Annotated in this window: 17 protein-coding genes and 3 pseudogenes; 9 read left to right on the plus strand and 11 right to left on the minus strand. The window is 39.4% G+C overall.

All coding sequences use genetic code 11. The annotated features are described in order from the left end of the window. The first annotated feature begins 38 nt into the window (after nt 1-38). Nucleotides 39-5,255 carry a trifunctional serine/threonine-protein kinase/ATP-binding protein/SpoIIE family protein phosphatase gene (locus tag FHG67_RS17720; RefSeq protein WP_036085998.1) on the plus strand — a complete coding sequence of 1,739 codons (5,217 nt, stop codon included), beginning with the start codon at nt 39-41 and terminating at the stop codon, nt 5,253-5,255. A gap of 71 nt (nt 5,256-5,326) precedes the next feature. On the opposite strand, the gene FHG67_RS21870 is transcribed toward FHG67_RS17720, so the two are convergent. From FHG67_RS21870 to FHG67_RS17755, 7 genes and pseudogenes are all read right to left on the minus strand, one after another. After that, nucleotides 5,327-5,683, minus strand: a complete 357-nt coding sequence (locus tag FHG67_RS21870) for a flagellar basal body rod protein (protein WP_232423604.1) — start codon at nt 5,681-5,683, stop codon at nt 5,327-5,329. Nucleotides 5,684-5,870: 187 nt separating this feature from the next. Next, nucleotides 5,871-6,254 carry a hypothetical protein gene (locus FHG67_RS21875; RefSeq protein ID WP_036074894.1) on the minus strand — a complete coding sequence of 128 codons (384 nt, stop codon included), beginning with the start codon at nt 6,252-6,254 and terminating at the stop codon, nt 5,871-5,873. Between the two features lie 162 nt (nt 6,255-6,416). Next, on the minus strand, nt 6,417-6,629 hold the full coding sequence (locus FHG67_RS17730; protein ID WP_016758293.1) for an AbrB/MazE/SpoVT family DNA-binding domain-containing protein: 213 nt from the start codon (nt 6,627-6,629) through the stop codon (nt 6,417-6,419). A 349-nt stretch (nt 6,630-6,978) separates the two neighbouring features. After that, a pseudogene (locus FHG67_RS17735) lies at nt 6,979-7,391 on the minus strand (Imm44 family immunity protein). A gap of 316 nt (nt 7,392-7,707) precedes the next feature. Then, complete coding sequence (locus tag FHG67_RS17745) at nt 7,708-8,190, minus strand: SRPBCC family protein (protein WP_004498610.1); 483 nt, start codon at nt 8,188-8,190, stop codon at nt 7,708-7,710. Next, nucleotides 8,177-8,506: an ArsR/SmtB family transcription factor gene (locus FHG67_RS17750; RefSeq protein WP_004501043.1), complete on the minus strand. Its 330-nt coding sequence runs from the start codon at nt 8,504-8,506 to the stop codon at nt 8,177-8,179. The genes FHG67_RS17745 and FHG67_RS17750 overlap by 14 nt, the downstream gene beginning before the upstream one ends. 382 nt (nt 8,507-8,888) lie before the next feature. Then, nucleotides 8,889-10,601, minus strand: a complete 1,713-nt coding sequence (locus FHG67_RS17755) for an acyl-CoA dehydrogenase family protein (protein ID WP_004498629.1) — start codon at nt 10,599-10,601, stop codon at nt 8,889-8,891. Nucleotides 10,602-11,273: 672 nt separating this feature from the next. On the opposite strand from FHG67_RS17755, the gene FHG67_RS17760 reads away from it, so the two are divergent. The 4 genes from FHG67_RS17760 (at nt 11,274) to FHG67_RS17775 (ending at nt 15,528) form a co-directional block, all read left to right on the plus strand. After that, nucleotides 11,274-12,791 carry a porin gene (locus FHG67_RS17760; RefSeq protein ID WP_004501101.1) on the plus strand — a complete coding sequence of 506 codons (1,518 nt, stop codon included), beginning with the start codon at nt 11,274-11,276 and terminating at the stop codon, nt 12,789-12,791. A gap of 99 nt (nt 12,792-12,890) precedes the next feature. Continuing rightward, on the plus strand, nt 12,891-13,421 hold the full coding sequence (gene msrA / locus FHG67_RS17765) for a peptide-methionine (S)-S-oxide reductase MsrA (protein ID WP_004499435.1): 531 nt from the start codon (nt 12,891-12,893) through the stop codon (nt 13,419-13,421). Between the two features lie 56 nt (nt 13,422-13,477). Beyond that, nucleotides 13,478-14,551 carry an alpha/beta fold hydrolase gene (locus FHG67_RS17770; RefSeq protein WP_004499427.1) on the plus strand — a complete coding sequence of 358 codons (1,074 nt, stop codon included), beginning with the start codon at nt 13,478-13,480 and terminating at the stop codon, nt 14,549-14,551. Between the two features lie 20 nt (nt 14,552-14,571). Continuing rightward, nucleotides 14,572-15,528, plus strand: coding sequence for an alpha/beta hydrolase (locus tag FHG67_RS17775; RefSeq protein ID WP_004499420.1), 957 nt, complete (start codon nt 14,572-14,574; stop codon nt 15,526-15,528). Here the strand turns inward: FHG67_RS17775 and FHG67_RS17780 are convergent. Then, on the minus strand, nt 15,497-16,105 hold the full coding sequence (locus FHG67_RS17780; protein WP_002631264.1) for a uracil-DNA glycosylase: 609 nt from the start codon (nt 16,103-16,105) through the stop codon (nt 15,497-15,499). The genes FHG67_RS17775 and FHG67_RS17780 overlap by 32 nt on opposite strands. Before the next feature lie 307 nt (nt 16,106-16,412). Between FHG67_RS17780 and FHG67_RS21880 the strand changes: the two genes are divergently transcribed. Further along, nucleotides 16,413-16,622: a hypothetical protein gene (locus FHG67_RS21880; RefSeq protein WP_155722637.1), complete on the plus strand. Its 210-nt coding sequence runs from the start codon at nt 16,413-16,415 to the stop codon at nt 16,620-16,622. Nucleotides 16,623-17,003: 381 nt separating this feature from the next. On the opposite strand, the gene FHG67_RS17790 is transcribed toward FHG67_RS21880, so the two are convergent. The 3 genes and pseudogenes from FHG67_RS17790 to FHG67_RS17800 all read right to left on the minus strand — a co-directional run. Next, on the minus strand, nt 17,004-19,520 hold the full coding sequence (locus FHG67_RS17790; protein WP_004501044.1) for a penicillin acylase family protein: 2,517 nt from the start codon (nt 19,518-19,520) through the stop codon (nt 17,004-17,006). 715 nt (nt 19,521-20,235) lie between these two features. Further along, nucleotides 20,236-20,957, minus strand: a pseudogene (locus FHG67_RS17795) (class I SAM-dependent methyltransferase). Then, nucleotides 20,954-21,637 (minus strand): annotated as a pseudogene (locus FHG67_RS17800) (hypothetical protein); the annotation flags it as partial. The pseudogenes FHG67_RS17795 and FHG67_RS17800, both read right to left, overlap by 4 nt. Before the next feature lie 359 nt (nt 21,638-21,996). On the opposite strand from FHG67_RS17800, the gene FHG67_RS17805 reads away from it, so the two are divergent. The 3 genes from FHG67_RS17805 to FHG67_RS17815 all read left to right on the plus strand — a co-directional run bounded on the left by FHG67_RS17805 (nt 21,997) and on the right by FHG67_RS17815 (nt 23,305). Next, nucleotides 21,997-22,206: a hypothetical protein gene (locus FHG67_RS17805; protein WP_004499410.1), complete on the plus strand. Its 210-nt coding sequence runs from the start codon at nt 21,997-21,999 to the stop codon at nt 22,204-22,206. 80 nt (nt 22,207-22,286) lie between these two features. Beyond that, nucleotides 22,287-22,691: a 6-carboxytetrahydropterin synthase QueD gene (gene queD, locus FHG67_RS17810; RefSeq protein ID WP_004499431.1), complete on the plus strand. Its 405-nt coding sequence runs from the start codon at nt 22,287-22,289 to the stop codon at nt 22,689-22,691. A gap of 38 nt (nt 22,692-22,729) precedes the next feature. Next, a complete protein-coding gene (locus tag FHG67_RS17815) occupies nt 22,730-23,305 on the plus strand; it encodes a hypothetical protein (protein ID WP_004501037.1) in 576 nt (191 codons plus the stop codon). Nucleotides 23,306-23,427: the final 122 nt, after the last annotated feature.

Here is a 23,427-nt window from a genome sequence, read left to right on the forward strand (position 1 = left end):
CGATTTTGATTTTAGAAAGGACATTCGATTCTTCTAGGATGGAATTCCAGCTCCACGGTTTTAAGACGTTCGGATTCTTCTCCGTAGATCATCAATTTCTAATATATAAATCTCTGGATCAAAGATCGGGGAAACGCGTTCTTCTCAAACTCCTTCGTCAAAAAAAACCGACTATTAAAAACATTCAAAAAATCTATCACGATTTTAGAATTTCCAATTTTGTCAAAGGACCGAGAGTTCAGAATTCCCTGGAATTAATACGACATGAAGACGTTCCAATTCTCGTAATCGAAGACTGTAATTCCGTTCCTCTTTCGAGATTGTTTCCTAACGGCGTGAATTCTATTGAGAAATTTTTTGAGATTGCCATGGGTATCTCTTTAGCGCTCAAAGAAATTCACGAAAAAAAAATTCTCCACCAAGCACTCCGTCCCGACAACATTTGGGTTCAAACGAAAACGGGGATCGTTAAAATCACGGATTTTTCATCCGCAACTTTTTCGGATAAAGAAACCTCAATTTCTATTACGCCGGATTTACCCGTCGAAATTCTCTCCTACATCTCCCCGGAACTAACCGGAAAACTCTCTCGTATCCTGAATCTTCGCACGGACTTTTATTCTTTGGGAGTCATTTTCTATCAGATGATTACTGGAATTCTTCCGTTTACTTCCAAAAACGGAAACGAAATTTTACACGCCCATCTCGCAAGAAAACCGATTCCCGTACACATAATTCGGAAAGAACTGCCTATTGCGATTTCACTCGTTATTTCGAAATTACTTAAAAAAGATCCGGATAAACGTTATGCATCTATTGATGGGTTGATATATGACTTAAAACTCTGTCTTCAAGATTTTCAAAAAAAAGAAATCGGTTCAACGTTCATTCCCGGCTCCAAAGACATCCCGGAACTAACATTCGATTCTTCCATTCTTCACGGAAGAGATAAGGAGAAAGCCGTTTTAGAATCCTCTTTTAATAAAGTACTTCGGGGAGATACGGAGCTTGTTTTCATCACGGGTGATTCTGGTTCCGGGAAATCGGCACTTGCAAAATTTTTTTTAAAAAGTATCTCCGAAAGAGGCGGAATTATCATTCAAGGTAAGTTCGATCAGTATGAAAGATCGATTCCGTTCGGCGGACTCATTCATTCCTTCAGGGAGCTAGTTCCGACTTTACTTTCCAAACAGGAAAAAGAAATCGGGAAATTAAAAAAACTGATCACCCAACACATAGGAGACAACGGAAAAATACTTCTGGATCAGCTTCCCGAATTGGAGTTTATTTTAGGTCCCCAACCGGAATTGTCCGAATTGCCTCCAGATGAGAATCGAAACCGTTTCTACTATACTTTCCATAACTTTATCAGAGCCCTTTCCGAAATGAGCAGACCGCTCGTTCTTTATATGGACGACCTACAATGGGCCGATCCGGCAAGCCTTAATCTCATAGAGACTTTTTTTATTCATTCGAAAATTAAGAATTTCTTATGTATTCTCTCATTTAGACCAGAGGCCGTCGAATCTCCAAATCCATTTTCCGAAATCCTAAAATCCATCGAAACGAATAAGATTCAAAAAACTCTGATCACAATCGAATCGCTCGGCAAAAAAAGTATCTACCACCTTATTCAGGATTTGGTTCCCAGCTCGGAAGAACAAACTCGGTCCGTAACCTCCATCCTTCATAAGAAAACATTGGGCAATCCTTTAGCGGTCATTCAGCTCCTTAGAACCTGTAAAAAAACGAATATTCTCTCTTACGAATTCGAATCTCAACTTTGGAACTGGGATCTCGAAAAGGTCGATAGTCTATCCGCTGCGGATAATGTTGTCGATTTTCTTTGCGATAGAATTAAGGAGCTTACTCCGGAGATTCGGGAACTGCTAGGAATCTGTTCTTGCCTGGGAGAACAATTCACTTTAGAATTCATTTCAAAATTAAGTTTTTTTGATATTCTAAAACTTAATCAAATTCTTTGGGAAGCCGTAAAAGAAGGGCTTTTAATACCCTTCCATAACCAGAATCAGTCTATTTTCGAAAAAAGCCTTTCTTCGGAACGAACCTTCGGTTTTTCGCACGACAGAGTTCGACAAGCGGCTTACAGCCTTTTGGAGGAATCGAAACGGAAAGAATTTCATAAACAAGCGGGGGTAACCCTACTCGCCATTCACGGTCCGCAACCTAAAAATAGAATCCTCTTTGAAATCACAAATCATCTTAATCAGGCTCTTGATCAGATCGAAGAAGAAACTCTTCGTAATAATCTTATAACCCTAAACTACAAAACCGGTCTTCAAGCCAAAAGCTTAGGTTCTTACGAAAGCTCCCTTCAATATCTGAACTCCGCATTGAATTCCTTAAATCAGGAAGTTTGCATCAAAGATTTGGAATTTTATTCCAATGTGGTTTTGGAAACCGCAGAAACGGAATACCTCCTGAACAATTACGAAAGGGCAGTATCGCTTTTAGGATTATTAGAAAATTTAAGCATTTCGAATTTACAGTACATCCGCGCCAATATGATACGTGTTCGGCTCTATTCTAAAATGAACAAGGTCGAAAAAGCCGTTTCAGCAGGTTTATGCGCGATGAAACGTTGCAAGATTCACATTCCTCACTCTCGATTTAAAATTAATTTGGCGCTTTTGAAGGAATTACTTCTCTCTTTGATTTTATCCAAGGGAAAATCGGATTTCGAACTCGTTCACCTAAAGGAAAATTCGGAACCGGAATACCAAGCCCTGATCGACCTTTTTGCAGATCTTGGCCCTTCCGCATTCACGTACAATCAAAATCTCTTTGCGCTCTTAGTATTAAAGATATTTAATACTTCTTTAACGAAAGGAGTTTCCAGAAGTAGCCCGATTGCGTACAGCGGATACGGAATGATCGCGAACCAAATGTTAAAAGATCTGAATCAAGGAATACGTTATTTCAAGATTGCGATGGATTTAAACAAAAAGATTCCCTTCGACCTTGTAAAATGGAAAGTACAGTACGTTTATTCAGCTTATCTTTGTCATTGGAAGAAACATATCGCTCCCGACATAAAGCTGTTAGACGAAGTTCACAAAGGAGCCTTACGAAACGGAGATATTCTTTATGCGGGATTTAGCCTTCAGGCAAAGATCCAGAAAGAAATCTTCGCTTCCTACCCGATAGAGGAACTTTTAATGCACGCAGATTTCGCGGAGAGATACTTTAAAACCGCAAAAGACAATTTCGCGTTTATGATTGCAAAAAGTTCCCATCAGTTGCTCAAAGCTCTCGCCGGAAAAACTTCGTCCCCTGATTCCTTAAACGATTCGGAATTTCAAATGGAAAATTTCGAAAGAAAGATCATACAAGATAAGAATCATACCGCACTTTTCTACTACTATCACGATCTTACCAAACTTCATTATTTTTCGGGACAATTTTCAAAAGCTCTCTTTTACGGCCAAAAAGGCGAAGATCTAATCCAGAATGCGTTCGGTTTAGTTCCTTTTGCCGAATTTTGGTTTTATTACGGACTCACCATTTTGGCAACTTTCGAAGAACTTCCTTTTTTTAAGAGGATTATATATTCAAAAAAACTAAATCTTATATTCTCTTATTTTACTAAGTGGAGTAAAAATTGTCCTGAAAATTTCATGGGACTTCTCGAACTTTTACACGCGGAAAGAGAAAGAGCGCGAAGAAAAATCTCCGAAGCGACCACAAGCTACGAAAAAGCGATCAAACTTTTTCAAGAAGCCGGTTTTGTTTCGTTTCAAGCCCTATCCAGCGAAATCGCAGCAAGATTTCATTACAAAATCGGAAACTTTTCCTTAGGAAACCATTACATACAACTTGCCATCAATTTTTATTCCGAATGGGGAGCTTCCGCCAAGGTCGCCGATCTTAAAAATCGTTTTGCAAAACGGTTCAATCTGACTTTTTCCCATGAAACGACTCAAAAAAAGCCTAACAACCAAAATACGAATTTGGATCAGGAAATTATATTAAAAACATATAATGTTCTTTCTGAAGGGATTGTCTTAGATAACCTTTTGAAAAAATTAATTCAAATCGCCATAGAGACCGCAGGTGCGACAAGAGCCATTTATTTTCATTTATACAACAAAAATCTAACGGTCTATCTTACGGGACAAAGTGGCGAAACGGAAATTATAGTGGAAAATTTTCCGAAAATCGACGAAACTCAATATCCGATTTCATACCTTAATTACGTTTTTAGAACGCATAGGATAATTTCCACTCGCGAATTGGATTCCTCTTTGATCAAAGATTTCACCGATCAGTACATCAAAGAAAAAAAACCTCAATCTATGATTTGTATTCCTCTGCTACACGCGGGAGAACTCAAAGGGATTCTCTACCTCGAAAATCAATTAGTCAAAGGGGTGTTCACTGAAAACAATATTCAAACCCTAAAGCTGATCGCCGGACAAGCGGCAATTCTAATCGAAAACGCAAACCTTTACGCGGAACTCGAAACAAAAGTTGCGAAAAGAACAGCAGAGCTCAATAATACGATCAATCTGCTTCAAAAAGACCTACTTTACGCGCAAAAGATTCAAGACAGAATTCTGCCCAAACCGGAAGCTACGTTAGGCAAGATATATATTCTCACGAAATACGTCCCCATGGCCCAAGTCGGAGGCGATATCTACGACTACGCGGAAATTTCCCCCGGTAAGGTGAGAATCTTTTTAGCGGACGCTACCGGCCATGGAGTACAAGCTGCGTTAGTCACCATGCTGATTAAATCAGAATATGAAAGTTTGAAATATCTAGACTTGCCTCCGGGTGAAATAATTTCCGAACTCAACCAGGAAATCATCGCGAAATACAAAACCCTCAAATCCTTTTTCAGTTGCCTCGTCGCCGACGTGGACGTCGAACAAGGAATACTTTCCTACTCCGCAGCGGGTCATCCGGATCAATTCTATCTTTCCGGAAACACGATCACAAAACTGTCCAGAAACGGACCGATCATAGGTATTCTTGAAAATATAAAATATAATTCTCAGTTTTTAGAGATATCAAAAGGGAATAAATTATTTTTCTTTTCAGACGGAATGACAGAGGAATTCAATCCATTCCAAGAAGAGTTCGGAGATCGCAGGCTTTCAGAATCCATACTCACACAGGCTTCCAAGCCCGTTTCAGAAATCGTACAATCCGTATTCGCAGATCTTCAATCCTTTCTTTCGGGTCAAAAAATCCAAGACGATATCACATTCTTATCCGTGGAGATATTATAGTTAGAATTGCTGAAAAATTAAGTATAATGAAATTGAAATATTCAACTAGTAATGCGAGATCCCGTATCGAATTATTTGATATTGACATTAAGAGAATCAACATATTTTGGATCGTAAATATGAGTTTTGTAAACTCCTGAGAAACTCGGATCTAAGCGCGTAATCGTATCATAAATGAGATTATAGAAACGAATAAGTTCTAAGTAATTAACTTGTTCTTGCACTATCATTACATTACTCAACTCAAGAAATCCTTGTAACATAATCTTGTCGTTATTCAAGGATAGATTACTTTCAGAATATTCTTTATTAGAGAGAGATGAAGTAAAACAATTACAGCCCTTATCAAAGGAAAGTGCTTCAGGGTTTTGAAAAGTAAAAATCTTTATTTGACCGACCCTTCTATCCTCATTCAGATCGTCTTTCACAAAGAAAGCGCCGTCCTCAGTAATATGCAATGTTACTATTGAATCATTTTGTCTAAGTTGAAGTTTAGGATAGATATAATATCCTATTCGGTTGACTATAAATCCATCCGCGTTAACGAAAAGAGACCCGTCTCTAGAAAAACAAGATTTCCTGAATTATTTATGAAAGCAAAAAAAGTATTTTCATTCAATATTGCGACGTCCAACTTTCTACCGTAGGATTAAAAATTCCCATTTCAAAGGATCTAATGATTTTAATTTCACCTATGCCTGAAATTGCGTCGATAGTTCTAAACTTTTTATAGGCGACAGTTTGTTTATTAGATATATTTTCAACGGTAGCCTTTATACACATATCTGTCTTTTGTAAAATATCCAAAAGGGCAGCAATATCATCTTTGTTTAAAACGTATGAGTTATTGCTTCTATCTTTATTTTTAATTGTCTTCAATATTGATTCGGTTCTATTTGAAAGACCAAATGAAGTATGAATTTTAACACGTTTACGTTTTTGAGCGCCTAAAGGTGACAGTATAAACAGAAGAACAATTACAATTATTTTTATTCTCATTCAATTGATTTCCTCAATGGTGTCTAACGACGTTACTCAATATCTTTTTAATTTCGAAGTTTCTAATTGCAAAATTGCTTCATCATAAGTCCACTTCTATTTGGCTCTTATGAATATAAAGAATTTCTTCGTAAAACAAATATCTAACAGAAGAAGCCGAATTCATTCAGCGAGTCGCTTAAGCGTCTTACCGTGTTTCTTATTTATTTTTCCAAGACTTGTTTCTAATTTTCTATCAATTGGCGTGATGATTAAACTTTTACCATCAGTACCAATATCCAATGAAGTATCGGAAGTAATGTGTAAAAGTTTAAGAATTGGCTTTTCTATAATTAATGCAGAGCTATTACCGTGTTGAATTAGTTTTTTAATCATGATTTAACTCGTTACAACTTAGTATATACAATAGTGTTACCTATGTCAAACTTAATTTGTCTTACAATCTAAAGCTTCCCCTCTCTTACTTGAAGTCTTGTATTCAAAATTAACTTTGGGGCTTTTGCGCATAACGAAAGAGTCTCCTTGACGTTTGCGCTCCGTAGCGCTTACGCGCGGAGGGATTGGCACGAGGTTCAAGTGAGACTTAGCGAACAACCTTCGTAGCCGCTCGTCTCGGGAACAAAGGGATCCCTTTTGTTCCGTCATATTTGCAGCGATCTACTATGGGCATCTTTTGACCGCACGACTGGTAGCCGTTGATACGCGAAGTATTTGGTCAAATCCGTCATAGTTCGGAGTATTCTTTTTCAAAAATCTGCAAAATGTCTGCCTCTAAGAACCCTGCATCGCAATCTTTGGTCTTGGTCGATAGATGGCGAATTGAATCGAGAATATTCTTCAGCAAAAGATCTATCGCTTGGTCCGCGGAAGCCAAAGCGAATCGATCAAAATCGATGTATAGACGATAGTCGGCTGAGCGCTGTTTCCGCTGGAATAATTTACGTTCCTTGTGCGTTTTTTGCATGTCTTGCTGGAGGATAATCGGGATAATCCGAGGCTTTTCACGTCAGGCCCGTAGTCCTTGTTTTTTAGTCTGGCGTTGAGGTGCTCCTCTACGTATTTGCGGATTTCACGAAATTTAGTTGGAATTTCATCTCCAAATCGCCCGTCTATTTCACAGCTTATGAAGAAACGCATGTTTTGTATGTTTCAAGTTTCGCCCGGGCCCGATCGTGGAAGATTACCGAACCGTTACGGAAAGACGTTTGGTTTTGCTGTGCAGATTTTGAGTACCTTTTAGCAAAAAAGTGGACGGGCGGCTGACTAATTTCAAGGGCAGTATTTTTTCGTGCGGAATTCTTTTCCTCTTGTCACGAAATTTCGTATAACTCTGAATGTCGCATAAACACATAATAACAACCGAATATACGAATACCATAAAGGCACGTTATTCCATCAACCCAAACTTAACCTTAAAATCCAACAGGCAACTTCTTATATGTATCTTATGCCCCTATTTAAGTACCTCTAAGTATTTACCAAGCTTGCCAATATGCTGAATACCACCTTCAATTGCACCATATTTGTTGTTAACTCTTTCAAGTTCTTCTTTGCTCGGGAAAATCTGTTCCATTGTTAGGTTCGTGCCTTCGCCAGCTTCTTCGAATATAATTTTCGATTGAAAATCAACATCCTCAGCGCCTTCGCCGTCACCAAGATGTTTATAGTAAATGTAATGAGGTTTTTTAATGTCTATAAATTGAATTTTGTTTTTATAGTCATGTCCGTCAGGACCATGCATGATGAAGTCCCAAATTCCACCGTTTGAAAAATCCATACTTTTAGTCGTCAATGTAAAGCCATCTGGACCCCACCACTGCAAAAGATGCTCCTGAGACGACCATACCTCGAAGAGAAGATCGATCGATACATCGAAGTGTCTTTTATAAATGACTTTGTTGTTTTCGATGATTGTCTCAACGTTATTTTTTATCATGGGATTTTTCCTTTTTTATTTTTAGAACATATTTATCCAAATTATCCAAGCGTTTATTCCATAGATTTTTAATATCTAGTAGCCAATTTTCCATTTCATTCATTCCCGAATCGTTAAGGCTATAGATACGTTTTTGGGCCTCTTTCTTCATGTGAAGAACTTTCGCTTCTTTTAACACTTTTAAGTGTTGTGAAATAGCGGGCGGACTCATTTTAAAATTTTGGCTTATTTCAGTCGAGGTAAGTTCCCCGTTCTTGGCCACCAATTTCACAATTTTTCTTCTCGTATCGTCTGCCAAAGCAGCAAAAGCATTCATATAACCATATTAAAGCATTAATTTAATTAAGTCAATTCTTAAATATAAACTTAAAAGCAAGTTTTACCACTCGGACACACGAAAAGAATACTGTAATAGTTTGTTTCAAAATTTAGAATGTTAGAAATTCTCTTCAAAAAAGCCAACAATTCTAAATTCGGCGCAATCTTGTGAGCGCTTCTATATCTTTGTAAAAACCGTCCGTTAATTTGAGCACAAGTCCTACGTTTAGACTCAGAATTTTGGACACTCTATTATGTAGAGATGAGCAACATTTTGAAACACAAGTGCAAGCAGAACTCTCAAACCAATGGAAGGGCTTGAAGTGGAAGCGACTTTGGGCTGACAAATGACAAACAGAGTGACTTGGAAAACCATTCGTTCAAATAGGAACTCGGTTTGCCTCTTTTAATTTTGCAAGATTACCTTCCAGAAAGAAAAGAGTATCAAGATGATAATCTTTCATGTGTTTGAGTCGGGCTTGTTTTCTCTCTTCCGGAAGTCTTCTACAGGAAAGTTCGAGCAGAACTCCCGCTAAAAGTCTGGAACAAATAAAAACGATTTCTTCTGCGTACATGTCTTTGTTTTCTTTTTTTGAAAAACTTTTGTAGAGAAATATCAACTCTTGAAATTCGCGAAACAATTTATGAGTAAGAGGGAAATTCGATTGATTTACGAGTTCGGAAATGTATTCTCCGAACGAATGAGTCAAACCGGAAGTGATTCCCCCGATACACGCGTTGATTTGAATTTGCGAGGTTCCGTCATAAATCGTGGTGATCCTTGCGTCACGATAGATTCTAGAGATATCATAGTCTTCGGTGTAACCAGAACCTCCGTGAATTTGAAGCGCGTCGTTGACCACTTTCAAACAGGTTTCGGAACAATAGAATTTGCCGATCGGAGTAAGTACATTTGCGATCTTCTCCCAATAGCGCACGACGGTGTCATTCTTCGCTTCTTTTTCGGTAGCTCCTTGTTTTTCAAGACGAAACGTTCTCCAATAATAACGATCCATCACTCGGGAACCTTCCAGAGTCAGACATCGCATCGCATACATTTCCCTTTCGATTCGATCGATGATTTTTTTTACCGCAGGAATTTCTATCAAAGGTTTTCCAAATTGAATTCTTTCCTTTGTATATTTTAGGGATTCATAATACGCCGCGGTTGCAAGTCCGGTGGATTGTTGTGCGATCCCCATTCTCGCCCCGTTCAACATTCCCATCGTATATTTTACGAGCCCGAGACCCTCTTCCCCGATTAAGAGTCCCGGAGAATTTTCGAAAACTACCTCACAAGTAGGAGAACAATGAAGCCCTAGTTTGCGCTCAATTCCCGCAATTTGAACGTCTTTGCTTTGAACGAGAAAAAGCGAGAGCCCCCTTGCGCCGGAACCCGTTTTTCCAGAACGTGCCAGGGTCAATAAAATGGCAGGGATGTCGCCGAACCCGCAACCGTGTGTAATGAACCGTTTGGTTCCATTCAACACCCAATTTCCGTCCTTATCTTTCGTGGCTTTGGTTCTAAGATTAGAAAGATCGGAACCGTGATCGGGTTCGGTGAGTCCCATTGCGCAGACGAATTTTCCAGAAGCAAATTTCGGAACCCATTCCTCTTTCATTTCCAAAGCCGCATGATGTTCCAAAATTTCGGCGAGATTTACGCATCCAATGGCAATGGCGAGTGACGTATCCACTCTGTAGAAAATTTCGGAAATAAACGACTTCACGGTCCAAGGTACGCCAAGTCCGCCGTATTTTCTCGAAAATCCGTAAGCTTGAACTCCGGCTTCTACGACTTTGGAAACCAGTTCGAGCATCTTCGGCGGAAATTCGACTTTACCATCTTTGAATTTCAGTCCTTCTCTGTCGAGTTTCGCCACATGCGGAGAAAGAATGTTTCCGGCTAAATCTCCCACGGTGTTTAAAAGAGTTTTATAATATTCTTTTGTTTCGGATGGATTTGTCGGCCCTCCGTCAGAAGGATCGGGGAATTCGTTTTCGTAATCGAGTATGATTTCAGTCCAGGGAAGTATGTGCTCAAAATGATTCTGGATATCTTGGTTATCCGAAAAGTAGTTGTTTTGAATCATAGACTCTCCTGTGACTTGGTCAGTATAAAAGATCGGAAAGGCCGAGAAAAGGAAAATTGTAATAGCTCCTACATTTTAAACCGAAACTGCCGACGTAGGAAGTCCGTGCCGCAACCCTTTGTAAAATTATTGTCCCTTGAGTTTGCCAAGCTTTGAGCCGTTTTTAACAAAACGTGAGCAGGGCCGTAAGAAATCCATGATTCATCTTTTTATAGGAAGTTGAAATTTGAACTCTCTAAATCTATTCTTAAAATGTGGGAATTACAACAGATCGCGATTTTACGAGCAAATTTTAAAAGTAGGGACTCATACTTTTAGAAAATTCTTCTTATTTTCTTACGCCGAACTCACGTTAACAAAGAATCATGCGCTTCGACGTCCTCCGAAAATTCTTCCAGAAATGAAAACGGATCTTTTCCGTTTTGAATTCTTGTTTTGATTCTTTTTCAAATTCGAATTTTTTTAAGCCTTTCCCGCTTAGGCGGGTTCAAATTTGAGAACGATTTCTTAAAGATCAATCGCCGATTTTGGAATCGACATTTCTTTTTAGCTGGATTTTTGAAGACATTCGTCGCAGAACTTAATTCTTTCTTAACTTAAAAGAAGCTCTCCCTTACCGAAAATTAGAGACAGAGATCTTGTATTTTAAGATCGATTTATTAAGATTCAATCATGATACAAAAAATAAATATTGAAGGATTGGAATATTTTAGAAACAAAAAGAGGATCCTTCCGGCTTCGTTTTTGAAATGCAGAATTTTGATCCCGATCTATTTCCTAGGAGCTGTGCTTTGCATCTCTTCGCTCCGCGCTCAGGAAAAGAATTCGCCTTCTTCGATCCAAGCCGACATTCAAAGCAATTCCGCAGCTCAAAAAAAAGAAAGAAAAGAATCCGCACCTGCGGTTCGGACGAACACCGGGTTCGATTCAAAAACGCAAACTAAGAATTTCGATTTATCCCAACAACCGGAATCCAAACCGCAGACTTCAACACCTACACAGACACAACTACAGTCGCAGACTTCGACATCTACACAAACGCAAACACAATTCCAAGTCCATCCAGAAAAACAATCCCAGGCCCAAATCCAAGTACAATCTCAAACCCAATTGCAATCTCAAACCCAAGAAGAAATTCCGAAAAAAGAAAACGAAGAACCGAAAACAAAAGAACAAGGACCCAGATTCGGTTTTTTTATAGATTCTTATTACGCACACAATCCGTATCGTCCGACTTCGAGGGACAACCGATATCTCACTCAACCGGCACGTTGGAATGAAGGTAATATCAATCTCGCTTATGTGGACGGAAAAATCGAAACGGATCGATATCGGGGAAGAGTCGCTTTCCAATTCGGAAACTCTGTAAACGCAAACTACAAAGCCGAAGTAAGTAACGAAAAAAATTCCAATCAGATTTCTGTGCGTAACATTCAAGAAGCGTACGCCGGGATCAAACTCGCAAAAAATCTCTGGCTCGACGGAGGAGTCTACTTCGGAAATATAGGACTCGAAAATTGGATTTCTCAGAATAATTGGAACTATTCGAGGGCACTCGCACTGGATTACGTGCCTTATTATTCGAGCGGTTTCAGACTTTCTTATCAATATTCGGATAAATTATCCTTTCAACTCCATTTGATGAACGGTTGGTCGAATATCACCGAAACAAATCGGGATAAAGCGATCGGAACCCAAGTCGATTATAAAGTCACGGATAAGTTCAAGATCACGCACAACACCTTTGTCGGAAACGAGGCCCCCGATAATCAATCTAGACAAACAAGATATTATAATAATTTAATACTTCAATATCATTTCACAAAATACATCATCGTGGCGGGATCGGGCGACATTGGAATCCAAAGGGCACCCGATCCGGGCGTTCAAGCTTATAGACAATGGTACCACGGAACGTTTTGGATAACTCTGAGGCCGGTCGAAATCTTCCGCACCTCAGTTCGTCTTGAAAGGATGTACGATCCCGAACAAACGATTATTCAAACCGGCACAAAAAACGGATTTTTGACTTCGGGCGCCACAGTCACCTTCGATTATATTCCGAACGAAAGCGCAATGATTCGGTTGGAAGGGCGTTATTTTCGTTCCTATGATGCGGTTTTTGATCGTGATCGATCCAAATCCAAAGAGGAAAAATTTATCGTTTTTGCGATTTCCCTGAAAATCTAAATTTTGGTTTCGAATTTAGGTTGCACGAAAGTAAAATAGAAAAGGAAAATCTCGCGAAGATTTCCACATCGAACGGAATTTGTGGGTAAGGTTGTAAGTATGGAACAGGCAACATTAGGCGGCGGTTGTTTTTGGTGTCTCGAAGCCGTATATCAAATGGTGGAAGGAATAGAATCGATCGTGTCTGGATACGCGGCGGGACAAACGAAAAATCCGGATTACCGTTCCGTATGCTCGGGAACGACGGGACACGCAGAAGTGGTTCAAATCACTTTCGATTCGAAGATCATTCGTTATTTCGAAATTCTCGAAATTTTTTGGATCTCTCACGATCCTACAACGTTAAACCGACAAGGAAACGACATAGGAACTCAATATCGATCCATTATTCTTTACCATTCTCCCGAACAGAAAAAACAAGCGGAACAATCCATACAAAAAGCCGAAGAACATTTTTCGAATCCGATCGTAACGCAGGTGGAAGCGCTGGAAAAATTTTATCCTGCGGAAAATTACCATCAAAATTACTTCAGAACGAATCCGAAACAGGCTTATTGTCATTATGTGATCAAACCGAAAATCGATAAATATCTCAAGACGGGTTTCAAAGTTAGGAAAGAAGGCTCCTAGATCGTCTAAGAATTCTACTTGCCCCTCTTCGAATCGGAGGATAGTTTGATTTTCTAATGAACGCTACTATACGAAGAATTTTTCTGATTCTCCTCTTGGGAACGTTCCTTTCCCAATGCAAAGCAAGTATACAACTTCAAGGTGAAATTCATCATCCTAAAACCGAAGACGGTTGGGATCTGACGATGGAACATTTTCCACCGGCACCCGGCTCCCCTTCCAAAAAATATCCGGTTATACTATGCCACGGATCGATAACCAATAGAACCTACATGAAGATCAATGAGAAAAGCTCCATCGTCGGAAGACTTCAAAAAGAAGGTTACGACGTTTGGCTGTTGGATCTGAGAGGGAGAAGGGATGCGGGTTATCCTTCTTTGTTTTTCGGAGATAAAACTTTCTCCTACGGCATGGACGACTATATTCAGTATGACGCGGACACGGCCATTAAACACGTGTTAAATTATACCGGAAAGGATAAGGTCAATTGGATTGGTCATAGTATGGGCGGTACGATCATCTATTCGAGAATTGGAAGCTTAGGCGAAAAAAGAATCGTAAATTTTGTCGCGATCGGTTCTTCCGCAATTCTCGATTCTCCGAGTTCCGCCCTTAAAAGTTGGGGTTCTCTTACTTGGCTGATGAGCCTTTTGCCCGTCGTTCCCGCCGAAACTTGGATTGGAATCGAAGGAGCAACGGGAATTCCGTTTCTACCCCAAGAATTCCTCAAAGAGCTTTTTTGGCACGAACCCAATATCGACTCTTCGATTCTTTCGGGAATAAAAACGACTTCGATCAATCCGGGAACGAAGAAAGAAGTCCTTCAATTTCAGGATCTTGTGGAAAGCGGAGAACTTCGAAGTTTAGATCGTAAAATTTCCTACTCAAACGGACTTAAGAATATTAAAATTCCCACCTTGTTGATTGCGGGAAGAAGAGACAAGATCGGAACGGCCTATTCTCTTCGTTACGCTTATGATACGATATCCTCCGAAGATAAAACCCTTTTTATCGTATCCAGAGCCAACAACCATTCCGAAGATTACGGTCATATGGATTTGATCGTCGGAAAGAATGCCGATAAGGATGTTTTCGTTCCTCTCGTAGTTTGGTTGAATAAGAGAAACTAATTTTTATTTTGGATTTAAAAATGAAACCTACGAACATGAAATTGGCGGTGATCTTATTTTTTGCGGCGGCATTTGTAAGCTGCACACGTTATGTGGTCATTACGGAACAGAAATTCACGTCGCAAACCGCTAACATAGGGCCAAATGTATTTCTAACCACTTTTTCCTACGAAAATTCTCACTATCCTCCCGTCCTCCTCGTGGACCCGATTTTTATCAACAAAAAGGTTTTGTATCTAGGGGACAAATCAGGATTAATCGGAGTTTTAAACGGAAACGGCTTTTCGGTTTGGCTGTTGCACTTTGAAGATTACAAATCCGTAAATCTCAAGGAAGTGGGGGAAAATCTAATTCCGGATGTTATCGCAAGAATCCAGAAAGTCACCGGTCAAAAGGAATATATTCTCGGCGGTGTATCTTTGGGAGGACAAGCGATACTACATTCTTTCAAAGCCAAAAAAATACCGGATATTTCCAAAGCTTTTTTTCTCGGAACCGGAATGGACTATAAATACAACGATAGTTTTATCGAACAAATGAAGACCGAAAAAAGGTTCGAAACCGACTTAAGTGTTTCGTGCAAAAACAAGGATAGTTTTTGCAAACGTTTTATCTCTTTCGACGAAGACGATCCTACGATTCTATTTGTATATCAGAATCTTTTTAACTATTTGCCCACTTTGGAGGAAAACCCGAAAACTTGGGAGCCGTTTGAGTCTACGAATTTCCCTTCCCTTTTTATCGGAGGAAGAATCGACAACGTATCTCCGACGGAAAGTATCCATCCGACTTATAAGAGAAAAAAAGGGAAAAAAGAGTATTGGGAAGCGGGAAGGGATAATGGAACGTCGATCGACTATGATCATTTAGGACTTTTTGCCTACAAAGACGCCCCTTCCGACATTTATCAAAGAATCGCCAATTGGTTGAAGGAAATAGAAATCACTAAGACCACTTCCAACCCAGCAGATCCATAACCTTCTTGATGTCCTCCCAGACATCGCGCTTGAGAGGACTGTTCTCTCCGCCATTGCGAATCACAAAACTAGGGTGATAGGTAGGCATCACAGGAATTCCGAAAAAAGTTCCCCAGGTCCCTCTGAGTTTCGTAATTCCCTCTTTTGTATTTAAGATAAATCTTGTGGAGGGATTTCCGAGTGTTACGATCACTTTCGGTTGAATGATTTCAAGCTGTCTCAGAAGATACGGAGCGCAGGCTCTGGTTTCCTCGTCTTCGGGAGGTCTGTCCTTTTCGAATTTCATGTCCACGGTCGGTCTGCACTTCACGATGTTCGCGATATAAACAGACTCTCTCGGAACTTTCATTCCCTTTTCAATGATCTTCGTCAGAAGTTCACCGGCCTTGCCCACGAACGGCCGGCCGGTGAGATCCTCTTGCTTGCCGGGCCCCTCACCGATAAAAACCACTTCCGAATCCGGATTTCCCTCTCCGAAAACCGTCCGAGTGCGGGTAGTATGGAGTTTGCAGAGTTTACACGCGAATACCTCGGATTGAATGAGATCGAGTCTTCTTAATTTTTCTTCATTGCTCATAAAAATACGTTCCATCCAATTTGAAAAAGAATTTCCATGGAGTCAATGGAAATGATCATTCTTATAGAAGTAGAATTTTATATTCCGTAATAGAGTTATTGAAAAATTCAACGATGAAGTTTAACAAAACTGCTTCAATCATCCATTTCAATAAAACGGAAACAAATGGAAAATTAATTTTTCAACAACTCTAATATGTATACATGCAACCAACCAACGACAAAATTCGCCTTTAATTTTTTTTACAAAAAGGGATTTTTAGGTGCATTCATTCTGAGCATATTAGAAAAGAGACTTGTTATTATCTTTGCGCCGAACCCGGACGTTCTCTCATCCGAGAACATTTGGGAAAAATTTAAATATAAAAACCTGCGGAGGTTACAAAACCACTTTCGATCCGATCTGCAAACCGATTGAAATCCCGGAATGGGATACGCTTTTTCCTCGAAGCGACTTCCCCAAAATCGCATTTCGTTTTACAAAACAAGAATTCGTATTTCAAAATATTCTAAACTAACGTGAGCAGGGTCGTAAGAAATCCATGATTCATTTTTCTGAAAAGAATTAGAACCCGAACTTTGTAAATTGATTCTTAAAATGCGGGAATCACCAAAATCACGATTTTACGAACAAATTCTGAAATTGTAAGGATTTCTACTTTTAGAAAATTCTTTCTTACGCCGAACTAACGTTAAACTATCGTTTAGCAAATCGAAAACAGGTAGAAATTACGGTCTTCATCGGGATCTTATATCATACTTGAAGAGTTTTCCCAAAATCTTAAAAAAATCAGTATAATCTTCGGCTTGGTAATCCGGACTCGAATTTTCAATCAACGAACATATTCGATCTTTCCCACCGGAAGTGTTGAATGATATATTAGAAAAACGGATTTTTTTCACCGTGGCACAAATTTCAATACATACTTCGAGTCCTTTTCGATTTGAGACTGTGTAAATCGAATCGGGCGGTGTTCTCCGTTCAAAAACATTTGAATTTGATCACCGTAAAAAGGAGAACCCAAATTTCCGGAATTTCCCGTTGGTAATACCGACCAAGAATTTTCAGGATGTATAAGATCAATGATTCTTCGTTTGGAAGGACCCACGCGAGGGGTCATTTTCGGATTGATTTCCTTCTGATTCATTAGATTGACCGCGGCTTCTCCCGAAACAACGGGAAACGGTCCTTGGTTAAAAATCAAACCGAGAAGGGGAACTTTTCCCATCGGATGTTCAAACGTGATTTCGTGAGCCTTTTCCCATTTCCAAGAAGAGGGAGAACCGCCGAATTCTTTGGACAAATAACGAACCGTTTGTGCAAAAGAGCGGATGAGAATATCCCTTCTTGTTTCTTGAAGATCCGGAGTGGAAAGGTCGTCCCAAAAATCGGACTTCGGATTAGCAAGAATCGATTTATAAGAATTCCAACGCTCCGCACTCTGACCGAAGACTTGAAGATTCGACTCTCCGAATTCGTCCATCCATAAATTCAACATTACAAATTGGTTAAGCGTATGGAAGATCGTGGCTCCGGCCGAATCCAATGTGTTTTCCCCGTCGAACTTTCGATAGACGTCCAGAGCTTCTCGAAATACTCCGGACCAATTTTTATCCAACTCGAGTTCCAAAGAGATCAAAGGAACGATGGACCTTGCGGAAAAAGAATGAATATCGGTCTGGATTTTTTTCATATCGTCCACGGACCAATTTTTTTTTCGGGAAAGAAGTTCGTAGATTCTTCTTCCCCGATCCGATTCTTGCCAATACCCTTCTGGTTTTCCATAACCCTTGAGTTCGTAAGTAGGCAGATGATTTGCCGTGAGAATAATTCCTTCGGGAGGATTGATCAACTTTGGATTTTGTTCAAACGGAAGATAACCGATTACGTCGTCTTCTCCGGAAGCTCCATTCAAAATTTTGCGAGTATTGGTTTTATTTTTACGAATCGGAAATCTTCCAACACTCCACCAAGCTATGTTGCCGTTCGCATCCGCATAAGAGATGTTCAAACCCGGAGCAGGCAGTTTCGAAACAACTTCAGAACACTCCTGCAAAGAAGAACAACGTCCCAATGAATAAACAGTTTCCAAAACAGGAGCCGGAATATGATGAAAAATCCAATAGAGAGAAACAACCGGGCCCGAATATCCAGCTATCGGTTTGGAGAGGATCGGACCGTGAGAGGTTACTTGGATCGTAATTTCACGCGCTTCCTCCCCTTTGACGGGAATCAATTCCTTGAAAACTTGAACCGGAACCCAATTTCCTTTTTCTTTTACGAAATTCGGCTTTGTCGGATGTAGGACCTCCTCATAAAAATCCATATCGTCGTTTTCCAACATAGTCAATGCCCAAGCTTTTTTTGCGTTATGCGCGATTATTGGAAAAGGAAAGATAGGAAGATGATATCCGTACGTTTCGTAACTTCCCGCCATCAAATGAACTTCATACCAAGTTCCGGGATTACCGTAACCGATATGCGGATCGTTCGCTAAAATCGCACCACCGGTCGTCGATCTAGAAGGACTAATCACCCAGGAATTGCTTCCCAGAAACAAAGGAAGTTCCTCTAGGATTTGATTCGTTCTGCGGATTACGGAAGCGAAGTCGGAAAGTTCGTTCGATTTTGCGAATTCGGATTTTTCTGCTAAGAGGAAAGAATTTTTTCGAGCTTCGGTCAGTCTTTTAGGGGAATAGGAAGGTTGATTCTCTCGAATCGAAAACGGATCTTCGGCATCGTGCCTTGGAAATAGTTCGGCGATGTTTCGATTCGGAAGTTTTCTTTCCAAAATTGTGTAAAGAGAATCGTTCCGCAAAGCCTCCGCAAAAGAAAAAGATAATAAAGAAAGAGCGCTCAGCACGTCGAGCCGGTCGAATGGTTTGGGTTGATAACCCAGAATCGTAAACTCGATCGGAAGTGATTCCGTTTTTAAAAAGTAATTGATTCCCTCCAAAAACGAATCCAATTCTTTCAAAATTTGAGGATTGCCTTTTACGGATTCCTGTAACATCTTTTCCGCAGTTCTCCTCAGCAACACCTGTCTTAAAAAAATGTCGGTGGGAACCAATTCAGCCCCTAAAACTTCGGATAATTCCCCCCTAGCCGCTCTTCTTAGAATTTCCATCTGAAACAAACGATCGCTCGCGCTTACGTAACCTAACGCGAAATAGGCGGACGAGGAATCTTCGGATCGAATATGCGGAACTCCGTAGGAATCTCGGACGACGGAAACGGGTTTCGTAAGTCCGGGCACCGTCAGCTCTCCCGACAAACGAGGGGCTTTCCAGAAAATCAAAAATACAAAACCGAGTTTTACAAAAAAAATCAAAACGAAAATAATTTCCAAAGACCTGCGAGTCCAGAGGGGAAGTTTTTTCCAAAAAGAAAATAGCCTATTCGATAAATGTTTCATATTCTAATCGCTTCCTCATTCTATGAAATTTTTCCCATTCGAATTCTGTAATACTCTCTCTCAAAGCGATTTCGGACAAGTCTCAAACGTTTTTTGGGGCAAGCTCTTCAATACGTCTTCGAATTTTGAAAACCGATAGGATGAATTTTTGATATCACAAAAAGGTTTGCCCGATTCCTTGAATACGTATCTACAGTTTCAAAACAAACCTTCGCAGACGGAATCTTATAAAAACGAATCGATAGATCAAGAAAAGTTTTAGAGAAAATTCTTTTTTTAAATGTGTCTAAGCCAAAAAATAAACTTAGAGTTTGTCCCAAAACGCCTCAAATTCTTTCGGCATCGCGTTCATTTCCGCAATTTTCGTAGGTTTTGGAACGAGTTCTTATTGAAAAATTTTATAATTCTTAACGGCTGATTCCAAAAAAATCTTTTTTAACGTGAGTCGGCGGTTGAAAATAAGAAAGAATTTTCTAAAAGTAGAAATTCCTACAATTTCAAAATTTGTTCGTAAATCGTGATTTGTGGTGATTCCCGTATTTTAAGAATCAATTTACAAAGTTCAACTTCCGATTCTTTTCAGAAAGATGAGTCATGGATTTCAACCGCCGAACTCACGTTTTTTATGAAAAACCAAAACGTTCGTTTCTCTAAACACTCGAAAAATCTACTCAATTTCCCTATAAATCGCGGACGGAAAAAATACAAAGAAGAATCAGATTTCTTTTTTGTGTCCGGAAATGCCCGTAACAATACCGCCATACCAGCTGAAGCTTTTAACTTTAGAAAATGTAAAACGAAATCTCTGTTCGTCCGATGCGATACTTCCGAAATGATCGATTGAATTTGATAAATACTTTTTTTCAACGAACGGACAAGAAAATAATCGGCCTACAATAGGAAGAAAATATACGAAGTATAGACTCCAAAGAAAATAATATATTTCATTCTTCGGTTTTGATAGTTCGGCAAAAACAAATGTACCTGAAGGTTTTAAAATCCGATCCACTTCGGAGATAAGAATGCTCATTTGCTCGCGAGGTAAGGTTTTTAATCCGAAAGTGCAGCTGACCGCATCGCAAGAATCGGATGGAACGGAGGAGGAAAGAACATTTTCGATCAAATAGATCGTATCCGATTCCCCGAAACGATTCCGCGCGCATTGAGATCGGATATGTCGATCCCTATGATTTTTCCACACCGGTAATACTTTCGTAAAATTCCTATATTGCCGCCGTCTCCGCACATCAAATCACAAACGACTCCCCCTTCTCGAATTTGTAACGCGGCAAGCGAACGTCTTCTCGTTCGGTTCGCCAAACCGAATGAAAGAATGTTTAGAAACCAATAGCTCGTCGAAAATCGATTAAAGAACCTTCTCTGATACGCGATTCTATCGAAATAAATCCTACCCGACTTTTCGACAAACGTTGTCATTTCGGATAATTCTTCTCTTCGACTTTTAGTTTGATTTTACGCAATACGTGTTGATGCAGTTCGTCCATGAGGTAGTCCGCCCAGAGCTTCCAATAAAATTTAGGGCCGAGGCTATTGACATAACGAGTTGTAGCCACGATTTTCACTTCCGTTTTAGAAATTGGAACGAGTCGAAATTCTCCAAATACCGCCCAAATCTTACCTCGTATATGTTTCGGCTCCACTTCTCTATAAAGAGAAGTTTCCACCATCGTAATCTGTGGCTCCGGAAACGAGAAGCCCATACGATCGTTTTCATCAAGTGTAGTTACGGCTGCGACCGTTGCTCCGTTGCTGTAATCAACGGCCAAAAGAGAACGCCCGTTTTCTCGAACAAGTTTCATGGAAACAGGATATGAAATTCCGTTGCGAAAGAAAAAATGATCCGCCTCGCCGAATGTGAATGGAGAAGTGATTTGTTTCCATACCTCTTTTACGGGAGCACGCACAACGAGCGATGTCTGTACTTCGTTCGTTTCAAACTTCGAGTCGTATCGATCGTAGACATACGCGGATATATTAAACGTAAAAACGATCAAGAGCAATAGATACTTGGACCAAATTCGAAATTGGATGAGATAGCCGAAGGCAGCCCCGACTAAAAAAAGTATATAAAAAATAGGAAGAGCCATCAATATGCAGAAACTTCTCTATGTTTGAAAAGGTTTGTCATTGTTGCGAAAACACCTCGAATTATAGAAAAATTTTCTAAGTCCCATCCGCTAACGTAGGAATTCCTCAATTTTCCGAATCAGTATAGAATACTTTCACAAAGGTTAGAATTCCGGAATAAATGCTTAAATCCAAAATCTTCCCGAAAAAAGTAGGAACTCCTACGATTATACTCTAACGCTCAACAGGCACTACCGATCTCCACATATAAAGGAGTACCGTTAATTTGAGCACAAATCTCACGTTTAAACGCAGAATTTTGGACACTCTATGTAGAGATGAGTAATTCCCTATTACTAAAACGAACGCCTAAAAATCGAATTCTAAAGTGAAGAAAAAGTTTCTATTTGGAGTTCTTGACAGAGACTCTCTTTCCAGTTTTTTGGTCGATATGAATCAAAAAACTGCAAAACTTCTTAACAAATACTCGGAACTTAAGGGCGTGAGTTTGAAACAAATCAAAAGAGAATGGTTGGTTTTGAACGAACATCAGAAAGATCAAAAAAGGCAGGAGATTTTGAAAGAGCTGGTGAAATAAATCGGCTTTTTTTCAGTCTTTTTAACCTGATCCCGGTCAACTTTTAGATCTTCCGAATTTATAAAACCGGGCGGGACCTCATGGAAGAAATCGAACTCACTAAAGAATTCCACTTCGACGCCGCTCATCTCCTTCCGAGCGTATCCGACGGCCATAAATGCAAACGACTTCACGGTCATAGTTTTCGATTTAAACTTCATTTAAAAGGAAAGATCGATTCCGACACCGGCTGGCTGATCGATTACGCGGAAGTCAGTAGAATCGTGAAACCTTTGATTGAAGATCATCTGGATCATTATTATCTGAACGAAGTTCCCGGTCTTGAAAATCCGACTTCCGAAAACATAGCCATCTGGCTTTGGAAGCATCTTAAACCTTTATTACCTTTGCTTTCTAAAATCACTCTGAATGAAACTTGCACGAGCGCCTGCATCTATGAAGGTCCGAAAAATTCATTATGCGACATCGATTCGTATAAATATTAATAGATGTATATGATATTTTTATAACGGGCTTAGTCTTTATGGATGATAACTTTAATGAGAAAATGAAATTTATTAATATTGTACTTAAACAGGCAGGCGTGATCTTTGAAAGTGGGTTGACTCAAAATGAGATATTACAAATTGAAAATAAATATAATTTTAAATTTCCACCAGATTTAATTGAGTATTTATCATATGAATTGCCAATCTCAAATGATTTTGTTAATTGGCGCGATAATTCAAAAATGATACAGGAAAAGATAGATTGGCCATTCGAAGGAATGTGTTTTGATATTAAAAATAATTCATTCTGGATTGATGAATGGGGTGAAAAACCATCAGAGGATAGCAAACTAATCCAAATTGCAAAATATTATTATGATTTAGCACCAAAAATGATTCCAATCTGTAGTCATCGATATATTCCTGATCAACCTAATGAAACTGGAAATCCAATATTTTCTATATATCAAACTGATATTATTTATTATGGAAATACTCTATTGAATTATTTAATGAATGAATTCGAATATTATTTTGGGCAATACCATTCCGAAATGAAATATGATACACCTATTAAAGAAATTAAATTTTGGAGTAAATTAGTTAATTAATACTACTATAACGTGAGTTCGGCGGTTGAAAGATTGGGCGAATAAGAAACTCAATGTTGCTCTCTATGGGTCGCAACATATAATCGCTTTCGCATTTGTTATATCGAACTCACGTTAAATAA

The sequence above is a fragment of the Leptospira weilii genome (assembly GCF_006874765.1).
Taxonomy (GTDB): domain Bacteria; phylum Spirochaetota; class Leptospiria; order Leptospirales; family Leptospiraceae; genus Leptospira; species Leptospira weilii.

Excerpts from the sequence above, each read along its gene's own strand:
- FHG67_RS17720 (WP_036085998.1), top strand. The coding sequence starts at position 39 with ATGGAATTCCAGCTCCACGGTTTTAAGACGTTCGGATTCTTCTCCGTA.
- FHG67_RS21875 (WP_036074894.1), bottom strand. The coding sequence starts at position 6,254 with ATGAGAATAAAAATAATTGTAATTGTTCTTCTGTTTATACTGTCACCT.
- FHG67_RS17730 (WP_016758293.1), bottom strand. The coding sequence starts at position 6,629 with ATGATTAAAAAACTAATTCAACACGGTAATAGCTCTGCATTAATTATA.
- FHG67_RS17745 (WP_004498610.1), bottom strand. The coding sequence starts at position 8,190 with ATGATAAAAAATAACGTTGAGACAATCATCGAAAACAACAAAGTCATT.
- FHG67_RS17750 (WP_004501043.1), bottom strand. The coding sequence starts at position 8,506 with ATGAATGCTTTTGCTGCTTTGGCAGACGATACGAGAAGAAAAATTGTG.
- FHG67_RS17755 (WP_004498629.1), bottom strand. The coding sequence starts at position 10,601 with ATGATTCAAAACAACTACTTTTCGGATAACCAAGATATCCAGAATCAT.
- FHG67_RS17760 (WP_004501101.1), top strand. The coding sequence starts at position 11,274 with ATGATACAAAAAATAAATATTGAAGGATTGGAATATTTTAGAAACAAA.
- msrA (WP_004499435.1), top strand. The coding sequence starts at position 12,891 with ATGGAACAGGCAACATTAGGCGGCGGTTGTTTTTGGTGTCTCGAAGCC.
- FHG67_RS17770 (WP_004499427.1), top strand. The coding sequence starts at position 13,478 with ATGAACGCTACTATACGAAGAATTTTTCTGATTCTCCTCTTGGGAACG.
- FHG67_RS17775 (WP_004499420.1), top strand. The coding sequence starts at position 14,572 with ATGAAACCTACGAACATGAAATTGGCGGTGATCTTATTTTTTGCGGCG.
- FHG67_RS17780 (WP_002631264.1), bottom strand. The coding sequence starts at position 16,105 with ATGAGCAATGAAGAAAAATTAAGAAGACTCGATCTCATTCAATCCGAG.
- FHG67_RS17790 (WP_004501044.1), bottom strand. The coding sequence starts at position 19,520 with ATGAAACATTTATCGAATAGGCTATTTTCTTTTTGGAAAAAACTTCCC.
- queD (WP_004499431.1), top strand. The coding sequence starts at position 22,287 with ATGGAAGAAATCGAACTCACTAAAGAATTCCACTTCGACGCCGCTCAT.
- FHG67_RS17815 (WP_004501037.1), top strand. The coding sequence starts at position 22,730 with ATGGATGATAACTTTAATGAGAAAATGAAATTTATTAATATTGTACTT.